Below are 18,846 nucleotides of genomic sequence, written 5' to 3'. Positions count from 1 at the left end.
GGGGGGCTCAGCGATCCGCCAGGTTGGTTCCGGCGAGGAAAAACTCGGTCCTGGCGCGGACCCGTTCGGGCGAATGGGTCCGCTCGCTGCCGTGGAGAATGGCCTCGACGTGAGGATCGCTCACGATCAGATCCAGGAAGATCTCGGCCAGCATCTCCGGATCGCCGACCATCTCCACCCCATCCTGCTGCCACTGGGCGAACATCCGCGCCAGCGCGCGGTCGGTGCGGGTGGCGGTACGTTCGTAGAAGAGTTGCGCAAAATTCCGGTCTTCGATGCTCCGCGAGATCACGATACGCACCAGTGCGACCATTTCCGGGTCGAGGAAGTACGCCCGCAGTTCCTCCGTCAGCCGATGCAGAACCGCAGCGGGTGAGCCACCTTGCGACATGGTGCGATTGATGATCGCCTCGCCCGAACCGGCTTTTTCGAACACCACCGCTTCAAGCAGTCCGTCCTTGCTGCCGAAAACCTTGTATACGGTTGACAGCGAGCCTCCGGCCTTCTCGACGATATCGCCCACGGTCGTACGCTCGTAACCTTGCTCGATGAAAAGCGTACGCGCAGCATCGACGATCGCCCGCTTGCGGCGGTCCAGACGGCAGAAATCGCTAACACAGGTCGTCATTTCAAGCTTTTGGCCTCCGCGCTCAAAACTCTAGCAAGGCGGGTTGCGTTGCAAGGGTGTAATCACTATTACACCTTCGCACCTGCACAAAAGCTGACTAAGTAAGAAGGCGTTCCCCCCATGAAGCCGATCCTCGCGGGCCTGGCGGCCTGCTTCATGCTCACCGCATGCTCCTCTAACGAAGAAGCGCCCGCGCCCCAGGCGGTCCCGGTCCAGACGATCACCGTGAAGCGCCAGAGCATCCCCAACGTCATCGAACTGCCCGGCCGGGTCGAACCGGTCCGCACGGCAGAGGTGCGCGCGCGGGTTACCGGGATCGTGCAGCAGCGGTTGTATGAGGAAGGGACGGACGTGCGCGCCGGCCAGCCGCTGTTCCGCATCGACCCGCGTGAACTGCGCGCGAGCTATGCGCAGACCCAGGCCGCGCTGACCCGCGCACGGGCGACCGCAGCCAATGCGCGTGCGGTGGTCGAACGCTATCGTCCGCTGGTGGAAGAGAACGCGATCAGCGGGCAGGAATACGACGCCGCACTGGCCGCCGCGCGTGAGGCCGATGCCAATGTCGCGCAGATCCGCGCCCAGCTCGAATCATCCTCGCTCCAGCTCGGTTACACCACCGTGCGCGCGCCGATCTCCGGCCGGGCGGGCCGGGCGCAGGTGACCGAAGGTGCGCTGGTCAGCCAGGGCGAGGGCACGCTGATGACGCGGATCGAGCAGATCTCGCCGGTCTATGTCAGCTTCGCTCAGGCCGCGAGCGAGGTGCTCAAGCTGCGTCGGGCAATCACCGGCGGGCAGGTCGATCTGGACGACAATGATCGGGTCGAAGTACGCCTGACCTTCTCCGACGGGACCGAATACCCCATTCCCGGCTATATCGACTTCCTTGCCTTCTCGGTCGACCAGGAGACCGGTACGGTCGAACTGCGCGCCGAATTCCCCAATCCCGACCGGCTGCTGCTGCCCGGTGAATTCGTGCGTGCGCAGATCTATGCCGGTCAGGTGCCCGACGGGCTGGTCGTGCCGCAGCGCGCGGTTTCGCTGACCGAGGATGGCGGAAGCGTGTTCGTGGTCAATGGCGAGGGTCAGGCGACCGTGCGCCCCGTCCAGCTGGGCGCGATGGTCGACGGCAACTGGATCATCGAAAGCGGGCTCAAGCCCGGCGACAAGGTGATCGTCAGCAATCTGCAGAAGATCCGCCCCGGTGCGCCGGTGAAGATCACCAACAAGGCCGCGGGCGGCAAGCCCGCCGCCAAGAAGCCCGCCGCCAAGCAGCAGCCTGCCCGTACCAGCGGAGCCGAGTAACCAATGTCACGCTTCTTCATCGACCGGCCCATCTTCGCATGGGTCGTCTCGCTCGGTATCCTGCTGGCAGGCTTCCTCGCGCTGCGCGCGCTCCCGATCGAGCAGTATCCCGAAGTCGCGCCGCCTTCGCTGACGATCAGCGTGGTCTATCCCGGCGCCGATGCCGAGACTCTGGAAGAAAACGTCACTCAGGTGATCGAGCAGCAGCTCAACGGGGTCGACGGCTTCCTCTACATGTCCTCGTCGAGCATCTCGAACGGCACCGCGACCATCACCGTGACCTTCGAGGCCGGGACCGACATCGATATTGCGCAGACCGAGGTACAGAACCGGCTGAGCACGGTCGAGGCGCGTCTGCCCGAAGAGGTTCGCCGACAGGGCATCACCGTGCGGCAGGCCAATTCCGGCTTCCTGATGATCGTCGCGCTGACCTCCAAGGGGGGGCAGTACGATACCAATGATCTGGGCAATATCGCCTCCACTCAGGTGGTCGACGAACTGCGCCGTGTGAACGGCGTGGGCGATGTGCAGCTGTTCGGATCGGAATATGCGATGCGCATCTGGCTCGATCCGGACGCGCTGGCCTCCTACAAGCTCTCGCCCTCTGCCGTTCTCGCCGCGATCCGCGAGCAGAACGCTCAGACGGCGGGCGGTTCGATCGGCGCCCAGCCGCTGGCCGACGGGCAGCAGATCACCGCCACCATCTCCACCGATGGCCGCTTCACCACGGCCGAAGAGTTCGAGAACATCATCCTGCGCGCCAGCAACGGCGCGGCAGTGGTGCGGCTTGGTGAGGTTGCGCGGGTCGAGATCGGCGCGCAAAGCTACGCCAGCTCGACCACGCTCAACGGTAAGCCGATGGCGGGTATGGCGGTCCAGCTGGCGACCGGCGCCAACGCGCTCGCCGCAGCGGAAGGCGTGAAGGAGAGACTGGAAGAGATCGCGCCGGGCCTGCCGGGCGATATCACCTGGTCGGTCCCCTACGACACCACGCCCTTCGTCGAAGCTTCGGTGGAAGAAGTGGTCAAGACGCTGGTCGAGGCGATGTTCCTCGTCTTCCTCGTCATGTTCCTGTTCCTGCAGAACTGGCGCGCGACGTTGATCCCGACGCTGGTCGTGCCGATCGCGCTGGCAGGTGCGTGTCTGGGCCTGTGGATCTTCGGCTTTTCGATCAACGTGCTGTCGCTGTTCGGCATGGTGCTGGCGATCGGCATCCTGGTCGACGACGCGATCGTGGTGATCGAGAATGTCGAGCGGATCATGCGCGAGGAAGGCTTGCCGCCGGTCCAAGCCACCCGCAAGGCGATGGGCCAGATCAGCGGCGCGATCATCGGGATCACGCTGGTGCTGGTCGCGGTGTTCCTGCCGATGGCGTTCTTCCCCGGCTCGACGGGCGGAATCTATCGCCAGTTCTCGGTCACGCTGGCGATTGCGATCTTCTTCTCCGCCTTCCTCGCCCTGTCGTTGACCCCGGCTTTGTGCGCGACCTTCCTCAAGCCGATCGAGAAGGGACACGACCACGCCACCGAGATCGAGGTCGATGAAGAGGCCGAGGCGCAGCCCGGCTGGCGTGGCCGGCTGGCACGTGCGCGGGGCAAGTCCGCCCGCTTCTTCGCCCGCTTCAACCGCTGGTTCTCGCGGATGCAGGAGAAATACGGCCGGGCCAACGACCGCATCCTGTCCCGCCCGTTCCGTGCGCTCGCGGTGTTCCTGGCGCTGGCGCTTGTCACCGTGCTGCTGTTCATGCGCCTGCCGACGGCGTTCCTGCCGACGGAAGACCAGGGTTACCTCATCACCGCCGTGCAGGCCCCTCCGGGGGCAACGCAGGAGCGGACCGACGAAGCGCTGGAGCCGATTGCCGATTACTGGATGCAGCGTGACGAGGTGGCGAACCTGGTCGTCGTGCGCGGCTTCAGCTTCTTCGGCCAGGGCCAGAACAACGCGATCATGTTCGCATCGTTCAAGCCGTGGAGCGAACGCACCGGCAAGGGTAGCAGTGCAGGGGCGATGCTGGAGGATGCAACTGGCGTGTTCAGCCAGGTCGAAGGCGCGCTGGCCTTCGTCATCCAGCCGCCTGCGATCCAGTCGCTGGGTGAGGCGAGTGGTTTCACGCTCAAGCTGCAGGACCGCGGCGGGGTCGGGCGCGAGGCGCTGACCGCAGCGCGCGACCAGCTGCTGGGGATGGCTTCGCAAAGCGACGTCATCGCCAACCTGCGGCCCGAGGATCAGGGGCCCAGCCCCGAGGTCGAGATCGATATCGACCGCGTCCAGGCCCGCGCGCTCGGCCTCTCGCTGAACGATGTGAACGCCGCCCTCTCGATCACCTTCGGGTCTGCCTATGCGAACGACTTCAACCGGCAGGGCCGCGTGCTTCAGGTGCTGGTGCAGGCGGATGCGCCCTATCGCATGACGCCCGAAGACGTGCTCGCGCTACGCATTCCCAACGATCAGGGCGAACTGGTGCCGTTCAGCGCCTTCGCCAGTGCCAAGTGGTCCGCCTCGCCGCAGAGCCTGTCGCGCTACAACGGCTATCCGGCGATGACCCTGTCGGGGATGGCCGCTCCGGGCAAATCCTCGGGCGCCGCGCTGACCGCGATGGAGCAGATGGCCGAACAGCTGCCGCAGGGCATCGGCTACGAATGGACCGGCATTTCCTACGAGGAAAAGCAGGCGGGCGGCCAGATCGGCCTGCTGCTGGGCCTGTCGGTGGTGATCGTGTTCCTGGTGCTCGCCGCGCTGTACGAAAGCTGGGCGGTGCCGCTGGCGGTGCTGCTGATCGTGCCGATGGGCGTGCTGGGCGCAGTGCTGTTCTCGATGTTTCGAGGGCTGTCGGCAGACGTCTATTTCAACGTCGGACTGATCACCATCATCGGCCTTGCCGCGAAGAACGCGATCCTGATCGTCGAATTCGCGATCGAGGAGGAACAGCGTGGCCTGAGGCGGATCGACGCGGTCAAGGCCGCTGCCAAACTGCGCCTGCGGCCGATCATCATGACCTCGCTCGCCTTCACCATGGGCATGGTCCCGCTGGTGCTCGCCAGCGGAGCGGGCGCGGCCAGTCGGATCGCGGTCGGCACCGGGGTGATGGGCGGCATGATCGCGGCGACCGTGCTGGGCATCTTCCTGATCCCGATGCTCTACCTGCTGGTCCGGCGCAAAATCAGCCGCAAGCAACCGCAGGCCGCCGGGCATCTGGACGATCCCGAAGACAGCAAATCCGGCCCTGAGGCAGAAGGGGAGAAAGCCTGATGAAACGCTTCATGGCTCTCGCACTCGTATCGACCGCGCTGGCCGGGTGTGCCAGCATGGCGCCCGAGCATGTCCGGCCCGAAGCCGCGACCGCGCCCGCCTTCGATCCGGACTACCGGCCCGATGGCAGCGTTGTGGCATCGCAGCTAAGCTACCGCGAGTGGTTCAACGACCCGCGGCTCGTCCAGCTGATCGGCACCGCGCTGGAGAACAATCGCGATCTGCTGGCTGCGACCGCGCGGATCGAGCAGGCGCGCGCACGCTACCGCATTCAGGACAGCCGCCAGCTGCCGACCGTGGTCGCCAATGCCAGCGGCACGCGCACCCGGCAGCAGCTGGGCGTCAATCCCTCGCTCGACACGGGCGATGTCGAAGGCGCGCCCGACTCGGTCACCTTCAATCGCTTCGACGTGGGCGTCGGCGTCAGCAGCTTCGAGCTCGATTTCTGGGGCCGCGTTGCCAGCCTGAGCAATGCGGCGCGGGCCGAGTACCTGTCTTCGGTCGCATCGCAGCGGGCCTTCTACCTCTCGCTGATCGCGGACACCGCAACGACCTATTACGAGATCGTCGAGACGCAGGAACAGATCGCGCTGGCCGAAGCGACCGCGGAGAGCCGCCGCGAAGGGCTGCGGATCGCCAAGCTGCGGCTCGATAACGGGGTCACCTCCGCGCTCCCATTTCGACAGGCGGAAACCCTGCTGACGCAGGCCGAACAGCAGCTTGCGAGCGAGCAGCTGGCGCTGGCACAGCTGCGCAACCAGCTGGGCGTGCTGGTCGGCGGGACGGTGCCCGACGCTTTGCCGGACGGTCTGCCGTTGGAGAGCCAGGCCGATGATCGCCGCCTTGCCGCCGGTCTGCCGTCCGACCTGCTGCTTGTACGGCCTGACATCATCGCGGCGGAGGAGCAGCTGCGCGCGGCGCGGGCCAATATCGGCGCGGCGCGCGCGGCCTTCTTCCCGACCATCTCGCTGACCGGCAATGCCGGGTTCGCCTCCGACAGCCTCGACGATCTGTTTTCGGGCAGCGGTTTCGGCTGGAGCTTCGGGCCGACGATCTCGCTGCCGATCTTCGACTGGGGCGCGCGCGAGGCCGATCTCGACCTCGCCAAGGCGCTCGAAGTGGAGCAGGTCGCGACCTACGACAAGACGGTGCAGACTGCGTTTCGCGAAGTGTCCGACGCGCTCGCCGGACGCCGCTGGCTGGCCGAGCAGGTCGCGACGCTGGAACGCGCGGTCGAGGCGCAAGAGCGGATCGCCCGCCTTGCCCGCCTGCGCTATCGCGAGGGCGTGGCGGACTATCTCGAAGTGCTCGATGCCGAACGCAACCTGTTCAGCGCGCGCCAGCAGCTGCTGGCGACCGAGCGGGCATGGCTGCAGAACCGCGCCACGCTGTTCGTGGCGCTGGGCGGCGGCAGCGAGAGGTAGCGGCGGGGCCGGGGCTGTGCTCCGGCTCCCCGGCTCATTTCGCCCCGGAATCAGGCGACGCCGCGAGGTCGCACGCGAAGTCGACCCCCGATTTGCAGGCCGAGGAAAGCAGCGGCACCGCGCGTTTTCGGTCCGCCGGGCCGCCTTCGCCGAGCAGCAGCATGGCACCCAGATTGCCGCAGGCATTGGCCTCGCGCGCCGCGCATGCCTGTTCGAACAGCGCGCGTGCAGCGGGCAGGTCTGCAGGGCCGCCTTCGCCGAATTTCAGCATCACCGCGCTGTTGTTGCACGACTGCGCAAACCCGGCTTCGCACCCTCTGGCGAACATTGCCCGCGCTTCGACGAGGTGTGCGGGATTCCCAGCGTAATTGTTATAGCGCAGCTGGCCGAGGTTGAAGCAGGCCCCGTCATAGCCCTGATCGCACGCGCGCCGGTAATTGCGCGCCGCCCCTTCCAGATCGTTCGGCCCGCCCGCGCCGTCTTCCAGCAGCGCGGCGAGCATGTTGCACCCCAGCACCTGACCCAGCGCGCACGCCTTGGCGGAGAAGCGGCGCGAGAGCCGGTGATCCATCGCCACCCCGCGCCCCTCGTAGCTCTTCATCGCCATCGCCATGCATGAATCCGCATCGCGCTGGGTGTCGCAGTCGGCGGTGAGGGCTTCGGGCGAAAGGCGATCGTCCACGAGGTCACCGGCGGTGAGCTCGCCAGCCGCGAGATTCTCGGTCGGGGCGGTCTGGGCAGGAGCGGCGGTGGCAAGGCTAGCCGCGATACCGATCGCAAGCAGTGGCAGGGCACTGCGCGCCGCCCACATTGCCGACCCTCGCGCCGCCCCGCCTCGTGCGATCATCCCGCGTCGTCCTCGACCATTCCCGAGGGGTCTTCGGGAATGGCTTCGTGCACCTCGCCGACCGGCTGCGTCCGTGTGAAGCTCACCCGGCTGACATTCAGGCTGTGGTCGGTCTGCTCGAAGTCGACATTCACCACGCCGCCTGTGGCGCAGCAGCCCGCATCGCTGTCGCGGCGGACCAGCGCGAACGCGCTGCCTTCCCGAAAATTGAAGCCGACCGGGGAGGCGATCCAGAACCCTTGCGGAAGCAGCCGGTCGACCTGGCGCATGATCTGCTCCGCGCTGGTCCAGTTCCAGCCATCGCCACTGGTGAACAGCACCAGGTCCACATTGCCGAGCCCGCGATTGCGCGCGGGCACGTGCAGGATGAACCGCCCATCGCCGTCCCGCGCGGCGACCGGCGGATCGAAATAGCCATCGACCTGCTGGCTGAGCAGCGTGGCGGGAAGGGGGCCGCCGATCTCGCCGAGGACGAGCATTTCGGCATATGGCCCGTCGGAGGGTTGCAGGCCGAGGATCTGCCAGTGCAGCGCCGGATCGTCCGTTGCGCGGTTGACCTGACCGCTCGCGATCACGCTGCATTCGGCCTCAGTGCGATAAAGGCACCGCTGGGCGAAGTCCGCCGCCTGCACCCCTTCCAGGTCGACCGCGCGCTCTATGTCGCTGGCATCGCAGCCGCTCTGGTATCCGCCGTCCGGGCACGCGAATTCGTAGACCGGATACTCGTCCGGGATCTCTCGCTCGGCAACCTGCGCGCTGGTAGGGGTAGCGGCGGCAAGCATCGCGCCCGCCAGAGCTGCAGCGATGCGAGATCTGGATGCGGTCATTGTCCCTCCGTTTCGATGTTCGCGCCATCGCGCTCGATTTCCTGACGCAGTTCGGCTTCGCGCGTGCACGATGGGCGGAACCGCTTCGCGCATCCGGCAGCGTAACCCTCCAGCGCCTTGGCCCTGTCCGGCTGCGTCATCCCGCGCCCGTCCTCCACCATCATCGCCGCGCGGTGGCAGTTGCGCCCGCCGTAGCCGCGCTGGCAAAGCCCGAGATAGAGCGCGAGCGCGCGGACATCCTCGACCGGGCCGCCTTCGCCAGCGACCAGCGCATCGGCCAGGTTCTGGCACGCTTCGAGCAGGTTCAGATCGCACCCGCGGGCAAAGGCCGCGCGGCCGCCTGCCTGGTCTGGCGCGCCGCCTTCGCCGGTCATCGCCATGACGCCGTAGTTCTGGCACGAAACATCGTCCGCATCGTCGAAGCACAGCGAGCGTAGCACCGCTCGGGCGGTTGGCGCGGCACCGCCTGCGATCAGCCGGTCGGCGTTTTCGCGGTCCTGCCGGATCTGCTGTTCGCTGCGCGTTTGCGGCGCGGGGGCGTCGGATGCCGCATGGGCGCCCGATACGAGGGCCAGCCACGCGCCTGCCGCGAACGCAGCGGTACGGGTTCGTGCTATCGACATATCGCCAGCCACTCCATCAGCCGGTCCGCGCCGCGTTCCTCGCCATTGGCGTAGGCGGCGTAGAGATCGTCGGCCTTCTCCTCAGCCTCGACCCGGTCATCACCGCGCTTCGCGGTCTTGTCTGCCTGCTTGCGCCAGAACCCCTCACGGCTGACGGCGTTGGCGGCGGAGAGTTCGCGGCGCAGGGCCTGGCGGAATTCGTCGCCCGGCGCGCTTTCGACGGCATAGTTCCAGCGGTTCCACACGGCCGCGCAGATCAGCCGCTCGCCGGTGGTTTGCGGGGATAGGGCCAGCCGCGTGCCCGCCTCGAACGCTGCGTTGAGCGTGGTCGCTTCCCTGAAGGCGGCGGCGCCATCCTCTGGCAGGGCGCAGGGCTCTCCGCGCGCCTTGCGCTCCTCCTGCTGCCGTGCCCAGGCAAGCTCGTCCTCGCCGACCTTGCGCGAGGCGGGGCCGGACAAGGCGTTGAGCGTGATCTCGGTATAGCGGAACTCGCACACCTGCTCGTCCGAGGGGCCGTCCTCGGGCTCGGCGGCGGGCTGAGCGATGGCCGCTGCCGCCGCGCCCGCCACTGGCAGCATCGCTGCAGGCCGCACGCCGGAGAGAATCATCAGCCGCCGATCTGGGCGGCCATGGTGCAGCCGTCCTGAATGCCCAGCTTGCAGCCCAAACCGAACAGCCGCTTGGCCGCCGCCGGATCGGCCGCGCCGCCCTGTCCGTCGCGCGCCATCATCCCTGCATTCATGCACGCACCCGCATTGCCGGTGTTGCATGCCTGGGCGAAGCTGCTGCGCGCACCCGCCAAATCCTGCGGAATGCCTGCTCCGTTATACTGCGCAACGCCGTAATCGAGGCACCCGTCGGACTTGCCCGCCTCGCACGACAGCTTGAAGGACTTTGCCGCTCCTGCGGCATCGACCGGCCCGCCGCCGCCATCGCGCTGCAGGATCGCCAGTGCGTAGCAGCCGTCCGCAGCCTGGCCGGGGCATGCCTTGGTGAAGTACTCACGGGCTTTGGCGTAGTCCGGTCCGCTCCCCACGCGACCGAAATAATAGGTCGCACCCAAGTCGTAGCATGAGGTGGCAAAGCTGGCATCGCACGCAGTGCTCAACGGTGTGATCGCGCCTGCGTAATCCTTTGCCCCGCCGCGCCCGTTGATCAGCATCGAACCATAGTTCTCGCAGGCCTCTGCCTGACCCTTGGTGCAGCCGATCTTGTAAGCGCGGCGGGCGGTCGTCAGATCGGCAGCTCCGCCTTCGCCCTTGGTCGCCATCGCACCCAGATTGGTGCACGCGGCGCTGTTGTTTTCGGTGAAGCAGCCGACTTCGTATTTCGCGCGGGCGGTGGCGAAGTCGCCCGCGTTATAGGCGGCCTGCCCAGCCATCGCGTTGCTGTCTCCGCCTGCCTCGACCTGCGCCGTCGCCGGTGCAAGAGCGAACGCGGCAAGGCCGGCAAACAGCGTGGCGGTAAGTGCAAGAACTTTCATCGGTAACTCCCTGATCTACTGGCAGGCCGGATGGCTGCTGGAGAGCCTCCGGGAGCCGGTGCAATTGTACGAACGGTATTTGTCGCGGGTCTGCTTGGCGATCGAGGCGCTGCTGGGCATCGGAGACGGGGTGTAGGAGGAGCCGCTTCCCGAATAGGAGCTGCTCGCTCGCCCGCCGCCCGCCGCGCGCCACCGCGCTTCGCTGGCACCGGGCGTATTGGTGCAGTTCCAGATGCCGCAATCATTGGCCTGCCTGATCTGCGCGATCTGCGAGGCGGCGATCTGCGCCACGGGGCCCGAGGGGAACCAGTATTCGAGGACGTAGAAATGGTCCCGGAAAATGGTCGAGAGCGCGCCCGCGCGCGCCGCCGCCATGATCGCCGTCTCCGCGTGGCTTTTCGAGCGCAGGTGATAGAGCGAATAGTACAGCGCGCCGTCATAATCGCGGCGGCCCATATACTGGTCGAACACCGCCTGTTCGCGCGCCTGCGCATTACGCGCGGCCTGGATCGCGGCCTCACGCGCGGCCTCCGCCTTGCGGCGCAGCGATTGCAGCCGCTGGCCGAAGGCGCACACCTGCGCGCTCGCCGGATCGCCGGGCACGCAGGCGGCCAGCGCGATCTGTTCGGCAGGCAGCGCATCGTCCATCGCGTAGAGGATGCGGGCCAGGTCGATGCACGAGCGGCGATTGCCGAAGGTGCAGTTGGCGCGGCGATAGCGCAGCGCCTTCTCGGCATCGAACTGCGGCGATCCGGGCTCGGCAAACACGGCTTCGGCAACCTCGCACCCGTCCCGGTCGTTTCCGGCGCATGCGCGAGTGGCGAAGTTGCCCGCGCTGGGCAGATCGCGCTCGACGTCGCCTTCGCCCGCGAAGAAGATCAGCGCCAGCCGTCCGCAGGCCGCTGTCTGGTTCGCGGCGCAGGCCTGCTGGAGGAAGCGTAAGGCGAGGAAGGGATCGTAGGCGCGGTTCTCCACGTCGGACAGCGCGAGCCCTGCGGCGAGGCACGCTGCCTGGTCGCCGCGATCGCAGCTTGCGATGCTCTGCTGGAGGGTGCCCGCCGTCTGCGCGAGCGTCGGTGTCGGGGTCGATGTGGCAAGAGCAATGCTCAGCGTAGCGCCCAGCGTGAGGCAGGCGGTCCTGATCCGGGCCAGCATCACAGGCCCGCCAGCCGCTTGTCGCACGAGCGCGCCCTGCGCAGCATGTCCTTATGCGCCTCGTCGCCGCCCAGAACCCGCGCGCGCTTGCGATATCTGGCCTGGACCAGATCGATCTGCCGGGTGGCGGAGACGCCGTGCGCGCGGGAATAGTCGACCAGCCACTTCTTCCAGTCGCCGGACGAATGGGCGAACGTCGCACCGCTGGTCTCGGCCACCTCCACGACATGCGCGCAGTCGGCCATGATTCTGGCGATTTCTCCAGGCGTATGGTCCCGCGCCGCGGCAGGGGCCGGGATCGTCGCCGACATGGCGGCCAGCGTGGCGACACAGCCAATCCTCGAATGCATCGGGCCCCTCCCACAAACAATGGCAGGCAGCCTACGCCGCTGGCGGGCCGGCCAGTATGCACGATTGCTGATAGTTCGATGACGATCGCTGTTAGGTGGTGGCTGCGCGAGGGGCGGAGGGTCGGCTGGGGGAGACCCTAACAGCGATCGTCACGGGAATATGGCCGCGCGGCTTGCTAGTCGCGAGAGAGTGCCGGGCGCTATTCGTCTTGAAGCCCGGCGAAAAACCGGGACAAATGGCGGCTTCGGCGCGGCTATGTGGGTCGAGGGGGAGGGAAGGAAGCGGCGATATGAAGATACTCTACGTCGAAGACGATCCGCGCGCGGCTCGCGAGATGGAAGACATCGTCCGCCGCGAAGGCGACACGATCGCGGTCGAGACCAACGGCGCGGACGGCCTCAAGCGGGCGGGCCTCGAATCCTTCGACGTGATCGTGATGGACCGGATGCTGGGCGATGCCGACGGGCTGGACATCATCCGCCGCCTGCGCGGCAGCGCGATCAGCACGCCGATCCTGATGCTGAGCGCGCTCGGCCGGACGAGCGAGCGGGCCGAGGGGCTGGAGGCAGGGGCCGACGATTACCTCGCCAAGCCGTTCGAGGCGATCGAGCTGGTCGCGCGGGTGCGCGCGCTGCACCGGCGCGCGTCGGGGCGCGAACACAGCGCGGTGATCCTGTTCGGCGCCTTCGAATGCCACGTGAAGGCGCGCACCGCGTTTCGCGACAACCGGCACATTCCGCTCAGCCCCCGCGAGTTCGAGCTGTTCCGCTATTTCATGGAAAACGCGGGCGAGGTCGTGACCCGCGAGATGCTGCTGCGCGATGTGTGGAACATGTCGTTCGATCCGCAGACCAATGTGGTCGACGTCAATATCGGTCGCCTGCGGCGCAAGCTTGAGGAGGGGTTCGACAGTCCTGCACTCGAAACCGTGTGGGGCACCGGATACCGCCTGTTGCAGGGGCGCGGCCAATAGTCGCCCCGCGCTCCATCTTTACCCGCATAGTGCTGCTCTCGGCAGTGCTGTCGGCAGTGCTGCTGGCGGGCCTGTGGTGGATCACCGACCAGACCATCCGCGACAGCTTCGCCGCCTCGACGCGTGAAGGGGTGGATGTCGATCTGACCGGTCTGGTCGATATCTACGCGAGCGGTGGGCAGGCCGAGCTGGAACAGCGCATTGCCGACCGGCTGGCGATGGTGCCGATCGACGCCGGGCGCGCGCACTATCTGCTCGCCGACCGGGCCGGAAACCCGATCGCGGGCGATCTGGCGCGCTGGCCCGATCTCGATTCGCAGATATCCGAAAGCGGAATGATCGCAATCGGCAGCCGCACGCAGGCCTATGCCCGCGCGACGCTGATCTCCGAAGACCTTGCGCTGCTGGTCGCGCACGAGCCGCCCGATCGCGCCTTCCTGCTAACCCGGGTGGGGCTGGTCTTCCTGCTTGGCGGGGCGGTGTTCGTCGGCTGCATCGCGCTGTTCGCGCAAGCCGCGAACGTGCGGGTGCGGGCAAAGATCGCGCGGGTGGGCGAGGCCTTTCGCCGCAGCGACGAGCCCGCGCTCGACCGGCTGGCCGCGCCCGAGCGGCCCGACGAGATCGACCAGATCGCCAGCCAGGCCTCGCAGGCGGTCAAACGCGCGCGCCAGCTGATGCTCGCCTATCGCGAGACCTCGGAACAGATCGCCCACGAAATCCGCACGCCGCTGATGCATCTCGACAGCCGTATCCAGAAGGCCATCGCGCAGGATCCCGCGCTGGCTGCGCGCGCCAATCTCGTCGAGGCGCGCGGGGACATCAAACGGCTGGTCGCGATGCTGGAGGCGCTGCTCGATATCGCCTCCAGCAAGGCGCAGACCGGCGACACGCGCGGGATGAAGCCGGTCGATTTCAGCGCGAGCGTGCGCCAGATCTGCGAATTGTACCAAGACAGTGCCGACGAAGCGGGCTATCGTTTCGAATGGGACGTCGCGGGAGGGGTGATTGTGCCGGGGGATGAAGCGCAGCTTGGCCGGATCGTGACCAACCTGCTCGACAATGCATTCAAGTATAATCGCCCCGGCGGCGCGATCCGGGTGACGCTGGAACCCGGCCCGCGGCTTGCCGTGACGGACGATGGCCCCGGCATCGCGCAGGCCGAGCGGGAGAAGGTGTTCGAACGCTTCTATCGCGGCAGGGATACGGATCCGGACATTCAAGGCAGCGGGATGGGACTGGCACTGGCGCGCGCGATTGCGGAGCGTCACCAGCTTTCGCTGCGCGTCGCGCCGACACATCCTGGCGCGACCTTCATTCTCGTCCCTGCGGCGGACATGCGAGACGCGTGATGGCGGTGCGTGGCGGATATCTGCGGGCGTGGCCCGCTCCGGCAGCGGCCATCGTCATGGCGGTGGGTCTGGCCAGCTGCGCCGTCCCGCCCGAGCCTGCTCCATCTGGCGTCGCTCCCGCGCCGAGCGGTGGCATGACCAGCACGGAACGGCTCGCCAACGACCTGATCGAGGCCGATACGGCCTTCGCGGCGAACCAGATGGAGCGGCTGGCAGAGCATGTCCGCGCGATCGAACTGGCCGGGGCGCGGCCATTCGATCCGCCCGGCGAAGCGGCGCTGCAGGCGTGGCGCAGCGCCCTGCCGCCCGAACAGCGGCCGATGCGCGGGCGGGTACTCGGCCCGGCCTATATCAGCGGCAGGCTTGCGCCCGGAGGCAAGCTGCGCACCGAGCAGGTGATGCTGGGCGGCAAGCCGGTCAGCGTGGCAGCGGGAACCGCACCGCGAACCGGACTGCGCCTGCGGATCGCGCGGGCGGATGGAAACATGGTGTGCGAACAATCGCCCGCCCACGCGCGCGAGTGCCGCTTCATCCCGGCCTATACGCAGCGCTACCGGATAGAACTGGTCAACTCGGGGGCACGCGATGCGCGCTATCACATCGTATTCGACTAGAGCCGCGATGCTGGCGTCGGCCTGCCTGCTGGTGCTGGCCCCGGCGGCACCGCTGCTGGCGCAGGAGGGCGGCAATCCCTACTCGACCGACCTGTCGCAATATGCGCAGCTGCAAGCGCTCGAAGACCGCGCGACCGATCTCCAGACGAATGGTGCGCAGGATGCGGAGGGCAGGGCGCAGATCATCGCCGCCTGGCAGGCGCTGCAGGAGGCCGCGCAGCGCACGCTGCTGGCCGACGGATCGCCACACCCGCTGGCGCACATCACCAAGATCAGCATCGCCTCCCAGCTCTATCGGCAGGGCGAGATCGACGAAGCGCTCGCCATGGCCGAAGCAGGGGTTGCGGGTGCACAGCCCTACCTCGAAGCATACCCGGCCAAGATGGCCGAGGGGGCCGCGCTGATCGGGCTGCTGCTGACCCAGAAGGGGGAGCCGGAACGTGGCCTCGCCATGGTGGAGAAGACTTATGCCGGGTTCCTGCGGCTGGACCCGGAGGGGCAGAGCGCGGGGTTCTTCACGGCGAAATCCAATCTCGAATTCTCGCTCTCGCAGACGGCCCTGCGCATCGGGCGCACGCAGGAGGCGGTCGATTACCAGAAGGCCAGCCTCGACACGCGCGAGGCCGCGCTTGGGGCCGATCACCCCGACACCATCGCCAGCTATTACAGCTATGCCCAGACGCTGCGCCGCGCGGGCCGGATGGACGAGGCGGAGAGCTTCGCGCGCACCGCCGTCGACCGGGCGATCGCCCATGTCGACCCGTCCGACCCGACCTACGCCCGCGCGTTCGAGATGCTGGGGATCATCCTCGCCAATTCGGGCAGGCCGGTCGAGGCGACGCAGTTCCTGACCCGTGCGCTGGAGCTCAAGCGAGAGCATGAGGGCGCGGACACGCTGATCTTCGGCTACGGCATCCACAATCTGGGCACGATCCTGCTCGAACGGCAGCGTTACGAGGAAGTGCAGCCGCTGTTTACCGAGGCTGAGGCGCTGATGGCGCGCTATCAGGGGCCGGCCAGCGCCTTCCCGATCATGGCGCTTGCCTACAATGGGCAGGCCTCGCTCGCGCTGGGCAAACCGGCCGAAGCGTCCGGGTTGCTGGAGGAAGGACGCACGCGGCTGGGCGAGGATAGCAGCGACGTGGAGGCGCTGGGCCGGGTCATCCCCGATCTGGTCCGCGCGCGGATGCTGACGGGCGACCGGGATGCAGCGCTGGCCGCTGCGCAGCAGTTCGACGATGCTGTTCGCGCGAGCGAGTCGACCGATGCCTTCGAAATCGCGCTCGCCACGCTGTTGCGTACCTATGCGCAGGGGGATGATTCGGAGGCGCTGGTGGCCGCTGCGGGGCACGTGATCGAGCCGACCCGCCGGTTCGTGAAGCTGGAGGACGGCGCGGCGCTGCCGGTGCGCCACCTGGCGGCCATCGATCTGGTGATGGAAATCGCCGCGCAGCAGGACGACCCGGCTCTGATGCTGTCCGCCATGGCGCTGGTCAGCGATGCCAACCTCGCCCGTGCGACGGGCCGAAGGGCGGCGAAATTGCGCGACGAAAATCCCGACCTCGCCGCCGGACTGCGCGAACTGGACGAGGCGCGCCAGACGCTCGACCGGGCGGACGGAGCGCTGTTGCTGGCGATCGCGCAGGGGCAGCCGACCGACGCACTGCGGCAGGACTTTGCGCAGGCGCAATCGGCCGGCGAGCAGATCGAACAAAGCCTGCAGCAGCGCTTCCCGCAATGGGCGGCGGCGCGGGTGCTGCCCGAACCCTCTATCGCAGACATGCAGGCGCGGCTGGGCGATGGCCAGGCCGTGCTGGCGGTCACCCCGATCTATTACGGCACCTACGCGCTGCTGGTCACACCCTCGGGCGCGCGGGCGATCCAGCTGTCCGCGACGCGCAAGGATGTGGTCGATCTGGCCAATGCTCTGGGCAGCAGCGTGCGGGTGGGATCGTTCGACGAAGCAGCCTCGCGCAAGCTCGGGCAGGCGCTGTTTCCGGCGGAGGTCATGGCGCAGCTGGGCGAGACTCGCTCGCTCAAGATCTACGCCAACGGTCCGCTCGCTTCGCTCCCCTTTTCGCTGTTGCAGGGGTGGGGTGGGGATGCCGGGAACGGCTGGCTGCTCGACCGTTTTTCGCTCAGCTACCTGTCCGGCCTGTCTGCGTGGGAGCCGGAGGAGCGGAAGCCCGATCAGGGCCCGCTGAGCCTGGTCGCCTTTGCCGCGCCGTCCCCGTTCACCCGGGCGGTCCCGGCCCTGGCCACCGCCACGCTCTCGCCCGATGGCGCGCCCGCGCGGATCGCCGACTATTTCTCGCGCACCGCGATCGACGTGAACGCTCTTGCCGCGCTGCCCGCGCTGCCGGGCACCGCGCAGGAGATCCGCTCGATCGCGGCATCCGCTCCGTGGCGCAGCCAGCGCCTCTATATCGGCCCGGATGCGAGCGAGGCGGCGATCCGGCAGGAAGCGACCGCCCGCGCGGAGATCGTGGTGATCGCGACCCACGGCATCGTCGCGGGCGAGATCGAGGGGATTGCGGAGCCCGCGCTGGTGCTTTCGCCCGGCGATGCGCAGGGCGACACCGGGGAAGACGACGGCGTGCTGACCGCAAGCGAGATCGCCCAGCTCGACATGCGGGCGGAATGGATCATCCTGTCATCGTGCGACAGCGCGGCGGGGATGGGCGGCGGGCTTCCGGCCTTTTCCGGCCTTGCGCATGCTTTCCGGCAGGCGGGCGCGCGCGATCTGCTGGTGTCCCACTGGAAGGTGCGCGACGATATTGCCGCCTTTGTCAGCTCGCAGGCGGTGCTCAATTACCGCAAGGGCATGTCCAAAACCGATGCACTGCGCGAAGCGATCCGGACCCTGCGAAAGGACAGCAAGATAGAAGGCGCGGACAGCCCGTTTGCCTGGGCGCCCTTCGTCCTGATCGAGGGGTAGCGGTGCGCGCCTAGTGGCGGCGCAGCGATGCCATGCCGAGCCGCTTGAGCAGCGAGCCGAGCGAGCCGTAATTGGCTTGCGGATAGGCCGAAGTCTCGGGCAGCGCGGCGCTCAGGCGGCGGTGCGCCTCGGGCAGCGAATGGTAGGGCAGGCGGGGCAGCAGGTGGTGCAGCGCGTGGAAGCGCAGGCCGACCGGTGCCCACAGCACGCCGGGGAAGGCGGCGGGCACGTTGGTGCTGTCGCGATACTGATCGGTCAGCGACAATTGCTCGCCATCATTCTCCCACAGGTGGGCGACAAGCGTGCGCGTCTGGTTGAGCAGCGCGACGCCCGCGACGACCGCGCAATACAGTGCAAAGGCACGCAGCGGCAGAATGCCGAGCGCGGTGGTCGCAAGGATGGTGACCGCGACCACGCTGGCCGCAGCCTCCTGCACCTTCCAGCGGCGCGCGAAGTCACCCTCGGGCGTGGGGCGGTGGTAGGCCGGGTTCACTTCGAGCGCGGAGAACCGCTCGACGATCACGCGCCGCAGCGGCGGGATCATCCACGACAGCGGGCCGAGAATACCGAAGCGCAGGAACATCAGAGCGGGCATCGCGACCGCGCCGATGGTGAACAGCGGCAGCGTCCACGGGCGCATGTGCGCGAGCGGGAGATATTCCGGATCGCGCTCCGTCCCGTAATGCGCACGCGAGTGGTGAACCGCGTGGATGCCTTCGTAGAGGAACGAGGGCAGCATCAGCGGCGCACCGATCCCGATGTTCCAAGCGAGGCGGAAGCCGGGCAGCTTGCGATGGTCGAGATGGGTGATCTCGTGAATGAACAGCGCCGCTCGATACAGCGTCAGGATCGAGACCAGCACGAGCGCGGCGGTCAGCCAGGCATTCCCGCTGGCAATCGCGCCGAGCAGCGCGGCATAGCCGATCGCCGCCGATCCGAAGCAATCGCCCCAGTACATCATCGGGTTGGGCGTATGCAGGTCGCGCGTCAGCATTGCTGCCTGACGCAGCATTTCCTTGTCTTCCGATCCGGGGGCAGGGGCTAACAGCATTGTCTTGTCGATCTTCCGTGGGGCGATGGTGG

16 protein-coding genes are annotated in these 18,846 nt (G+C 67.6%); 7 read left to right on the top strand and 9 right to left on the bottom strand.

Translation table 11 applies throughout. The features are described 5' to 3' along the window. Nucleotides 1-7: 7 nt before the first annotated feature. The gene (locus K7H93_RS03525; RefSeq protein WP_230782509.1) at nt 8-628 is read right to left on the bottom strand and encodes a TetR/AcrR family transcriptional regulator; all 621 of its coding nucleotides are present in this window, start codon (nt 626-628) and stop codon (nt 8-10) included. A 120-nt stretch (nt 629-748) separates the two neighbouring features. Between K7H93_RS03525 and K7H93_RS03520 the strand changes: the two genes are divergently transcribed. The 3 genes from K7H93_RS03520 to K7H93_RS03510 are packed head-to-tail and all read left to right on the top strand — an operon-like array spanning nt 749 to nt 6,603. Next, nucleotides 749-1,930 carry an efflux RND transporter periplasmic adaptor subunit gene (locus K7H93_RS03520; protein WP_230782508.1) on the top strand — a complete coding sequence of 394 codons (1,182 nt, stop codon included), beginning with the start codon at nt 749-751 and terminating at the stop codon, nt 1,928-1,930. Nucleotides 1,931-1,933: 3 nt separating this feature from the next. After that, complete coding sequence (locus tag K7H93_RS03515) at nt 1,934-5,179, top strand: efflux RND transporter permease subunit (RefSeq protein ID WP_230782507.1); 3,246 nt, start codon at nt 1,934-1,936, stop codon at nt 5,177-5,179. Then, nucleotides 5,179-6,603, top strand: coding sequence for an efflux transporter outer membrane subunit (locus K7H93_RS03510; RefSeq protein ID WP_230782506.1), 1,425 nt, complete (start codon nt 5,179-5,181; stop codon nt 6,601-6,603). The genes K7H93_RS03515 and K7H93_RS03510 overlap by 1 nt, the downstream gene beginning before the upstream one ends. Before the next feature lie 34 nt (nt 6,604-6,637). Here K7H93_RS03510 and K7H93_RS03505 read toward each other — a convergent pair whose 3' ends face one another. Genes K7H93_RS03505 through K7H93_RS03475 form a run of 7 tightly spaced genes read right to left on the bottom strand, consistent with a single transcriptional unit; the run spans nt 6,638 to nt 11,888 of the window. Continuing rightward, nucleotides 6,638-7,450 (bottom strand): tetratricopeptide repeat protein, encoded by an 813-nt coding sequence (locus K7H93_RS03505; protein WP_230782505.1) that lies wholly within the window; start codon nt 7,448-7,450, stop codon nt 6,638-6,640. Continuing rightward, entirely contained in the window at nt 7,447-8,277 is an 831-nt protein-coding gene (locus K7H93_RS03500; protein WP_230782503.1) for a hypothetical protein, read from the bottom strand. The genes K7H93_RS03505 and K7H93_RS03500 overlap by 4 nt, the downstream gene beginning before the upstream one ends. After that, nucleotides 8,274-8,900 carry an SEL1-like repeat protein gene (locus tag K7H93_RS03495; RefSeq protein ID WP_230782501.1) on the bottom strand — a complete coding sequence of 209 codons (627 nt, stop codon included), beginning with the start codon at nt 8,898-8,900 and terminating at the stop codon, nt 8,274-8,276. The genes K7H93_RS03500 and K7H93_RS03495 overlap by 4 nt, the downstream gene beginning before the upstream one ends. Next, nucleotides 8,891-9,508 carry a hypothetical protein gene (locus K7H93_RS03490; protein ID WP_230782500.1) on the bottom strand — a complete coding sequence of 206 codons (618 nt, stop codon included), beginning with the start codon at nt 9,506-9,508 and terminating at the stop codon, nt 8,891-8,893. The genes K7H93_RS03495 and K7H93_RS03490 overlap by 10 nt, the downstream gene beginning before the upstream one ends. After that, on the bottom strand, nt 9,508-10,383 hold the full coding sequence (locus K7H93_RS03485) for a tetratricopeptide repeat protein (RefSeq protein ID WP_230782499.1): 876 nt from the start codon (nt 10,381-10,383) through the stop codon (nt 9,508-9,510). Before K7H93_RS03485 ends, K7H93_RS03490 begins: the two co-directional genes overlap by 1 nt. 15 nt (nt 10,384-10,398) lie before the next feature. Then, complete coding sequence (locus K7H93_RS03480) at nt 10,399-11,538, bottom strand: SEL1-like repeat protein (RefSeq protein WP_230782498.1); 1,140 nt, start codon at nt 11,536-11,538, stop codon at nt 10,399-10,401. Beyond that, entirely contained in the window at nt 11,538-11,888 is a 351-nt protein-coding gene (locus K7H93_RS03475; protein ID WP_156323719.1) for a hypothetical protein, read from the bottom strand. The genes K7H93_RS03480 and K7H93_RS03475 overlap by 1 nt, the downstream gene beginning before the upstream one ends. 290 nt (nt 11,889-12,178) lie before the next feature. Here K7H93_RS03475 and K7H93_RS03470 point away from each other — a divergent pair, with 290 nt between their 5' ends. Genes K7H93_RS03470 through K7H93_RS03455 form a run of 4 tightly spaced genes read left to right on the top strand, consistent with a single transcriptional unit; the run spans nt 12,179 to nt 17,763 of the window. Beyond that, a complete protein-coding gene (locus K7H93_RS03470) occupies nt 12,179-12,862 on the top strand; it encodes a response regulator transcription factor (RefSeq protein WP_010234570.1) in 684 nt (227 codons plus the stop codon). Between the two features lie 29 nt (nt 12,863-12,891). Then, nucleotides 12,892-14,211 carry a sensor histidine kinase gene (locus K7H93_RS03465; protein WP_230782497.1) on the top strand — a complete coding sequence of 440 codons (1,320 nt, stop codon included), beginning with the start codon at nt 12,892-12,894 and terminating at the stop codon, nt 14,209-14,211. Beyond that, nucleotides 14,211-14,825 carry a hypothetical protein gene (locus K7H93_RS03460; protein ID WP_010234574.1) on the top strand — a complete coding sequence of 205 codons (615 nt, stop codon included), beginning with the start codon at nt 14,211-14,213 and terminating at the stop codon, nt 14,823-14,825. The genes K7H93_RS03465 and K7H93_RS03460 overlap by 1 nt, the downstream gene beginning before the upstream one ends. Nucleotides 14,826-14,832: 7 nt before the next feature. Beyond that, the gene (locus K7H93_RS03455; protein WP_230782496.1) at nt 14,833-17,763 is read left to right on the top strand and encodes a CHAT domain-containing tetratricopeptide repeat protein; all 2,931 of its coding nucleotides are present in this window, start codon (nt 14,833-14,835) and stop codon (nt 17,761-17,763) included. A 10-nt stretch (nt 17,764-17,773) separates the two neighbouring features. Here the strand turns inward: K7H93_RS03455 and K7H93_RS03450 are convergent, their stop codons facing one another. Next, a complete protein-coding gene (locus K7H93_RS03450; protein WP_230782495.1) occupies nt 17,774-18,814 on the bottom strand; it encodes a fatty acid desaturase family protein in 1,041 nt (346 codons plus the stop codon). Nucleotides 18,815-18,846 lie beyond the last annotated feature (32 nt).

It is taken from the genome of Citromicrobium bathyomarinum (assembly GCF_021021475.1).
GTDB lineage: Bacteria > Pseudomonadota > Alphaproteobacteria > Sphingomonadales > Sphingomonadaceae > Alteriqipengyuania > Alteriqipengyuania bathyomarina.
Note: the sequence above shows the minus strand (reverse complement) of the source record. Positions and strands in the feature narration are given on the sequence as shown.

Bases quoted from the DNA above. Each gene is read 5' to 3' on its own strand.
- K7H93_RS03450 (WP_230782495.1), bottom strand. From the start codon at position 18,814: ATGCTGTTAGCCCCTGCCCCCGGATCGGAAGACAAGGAAATGCTGCGT.
- K7H93_RS03520 (WP_230782508.1), top strand. From the start codon at position 749: ATGAAGCCGATCCTCGCGGGCCTGGCGGCCTGCTTCATGCTCACCGCA.
- K7H93_RS03505 (WP_230782505.1), bottom strand. From the start codon at position 7,450: ATGATCGCACGAGGCGGGGCGGCGCGAGGGTCGGCAATGTGGGCGGCG.
- K7H93_RS03510 (WP_230782506.1), top strand. From the start codon at position 5,179: ATGAAACGCTTCATGGCTCTCGCACTCGTATCGACCGCGCTGGCCGGG.
- K7H93_RS03485 (WP_230782499.1), bottom strand. From the start codon at position 10,383: ATGAAAGTTCTTGCACTTACCGCCACGCTGTTTGCCGGCCTTGCCGCG.
- K7H93_RS03460 (WP_010234574.1), top strand. From the start codon at position 14,211: ATGGCGGTGCGTGGCGGATATCTGCGGGCGTGGCCCGCTCCGGCAGCG.
- K7H93_RS03490 (WP_230782500.1), bottom strand. From the start codon at position 9,508: ATGATTCTCTCCGGCGTGCGGCCTGCAGCGATGCTGCCAGTGGCGGGC.
- K7H93_RS03470 (WP_010234570.1), top strand. From the start codon at position 12,179: ATGAAGATACTCTACGTCGAAGACGATCCGCGCGCGGCTCGCGAGATG.
- K7H93_RS03475 (WP_156323719.1), bottom strand. From the start codon at position 11,888: ATGCATTCGAGGATTGGCTGTGTCGCCACGCTGGCCGCCATGTCGGCG.
- K7H93_RS03515 (WP_230782507.1), top strand. From the start codon at position 1,934: ATGTCACGCTTCTTCATCGACCGGCCCATCTTCGCATGGGTCGTCTCG.
- K7H93_RS03480 (WP_230782498.1), bottom strand. From the start codon at position 11,538: ATGCTGGCCCGGATCAGGACCGCCTGCCTCACGCTGGGCGCTACGCTG.
- K7H93_RS03455 (WP_230782496.1), top strand. From the start codon at position 14,833: ATGCTGGCGTCGGCCTGCCTGCTGGTGCTGGCCCCGGCGGCACCGCTG.
- K7H93_RS03500 (WP_230782503.1), bottom strand. From the start codon at position 8,277: ATGACCGCATCCAGATCTCGCATCGCTGCAGCTCTGGCGGGCGCGATG.
- K7H93_RS03525 (WP_230782509.1), bottom strand. From the start codon at position 628: ATGACGACCTGTGTTAGCGATTTCTGCCGTCTGGACCGCCGCAAGCGG.
- K7H93_RS03495 (WP_230782501.1), bottom strand. From the start codon at position 8,900: ATGTCGATAGCACGAACCCGTACCGCTGCGTTCGCGGCAGGCGCGTGG.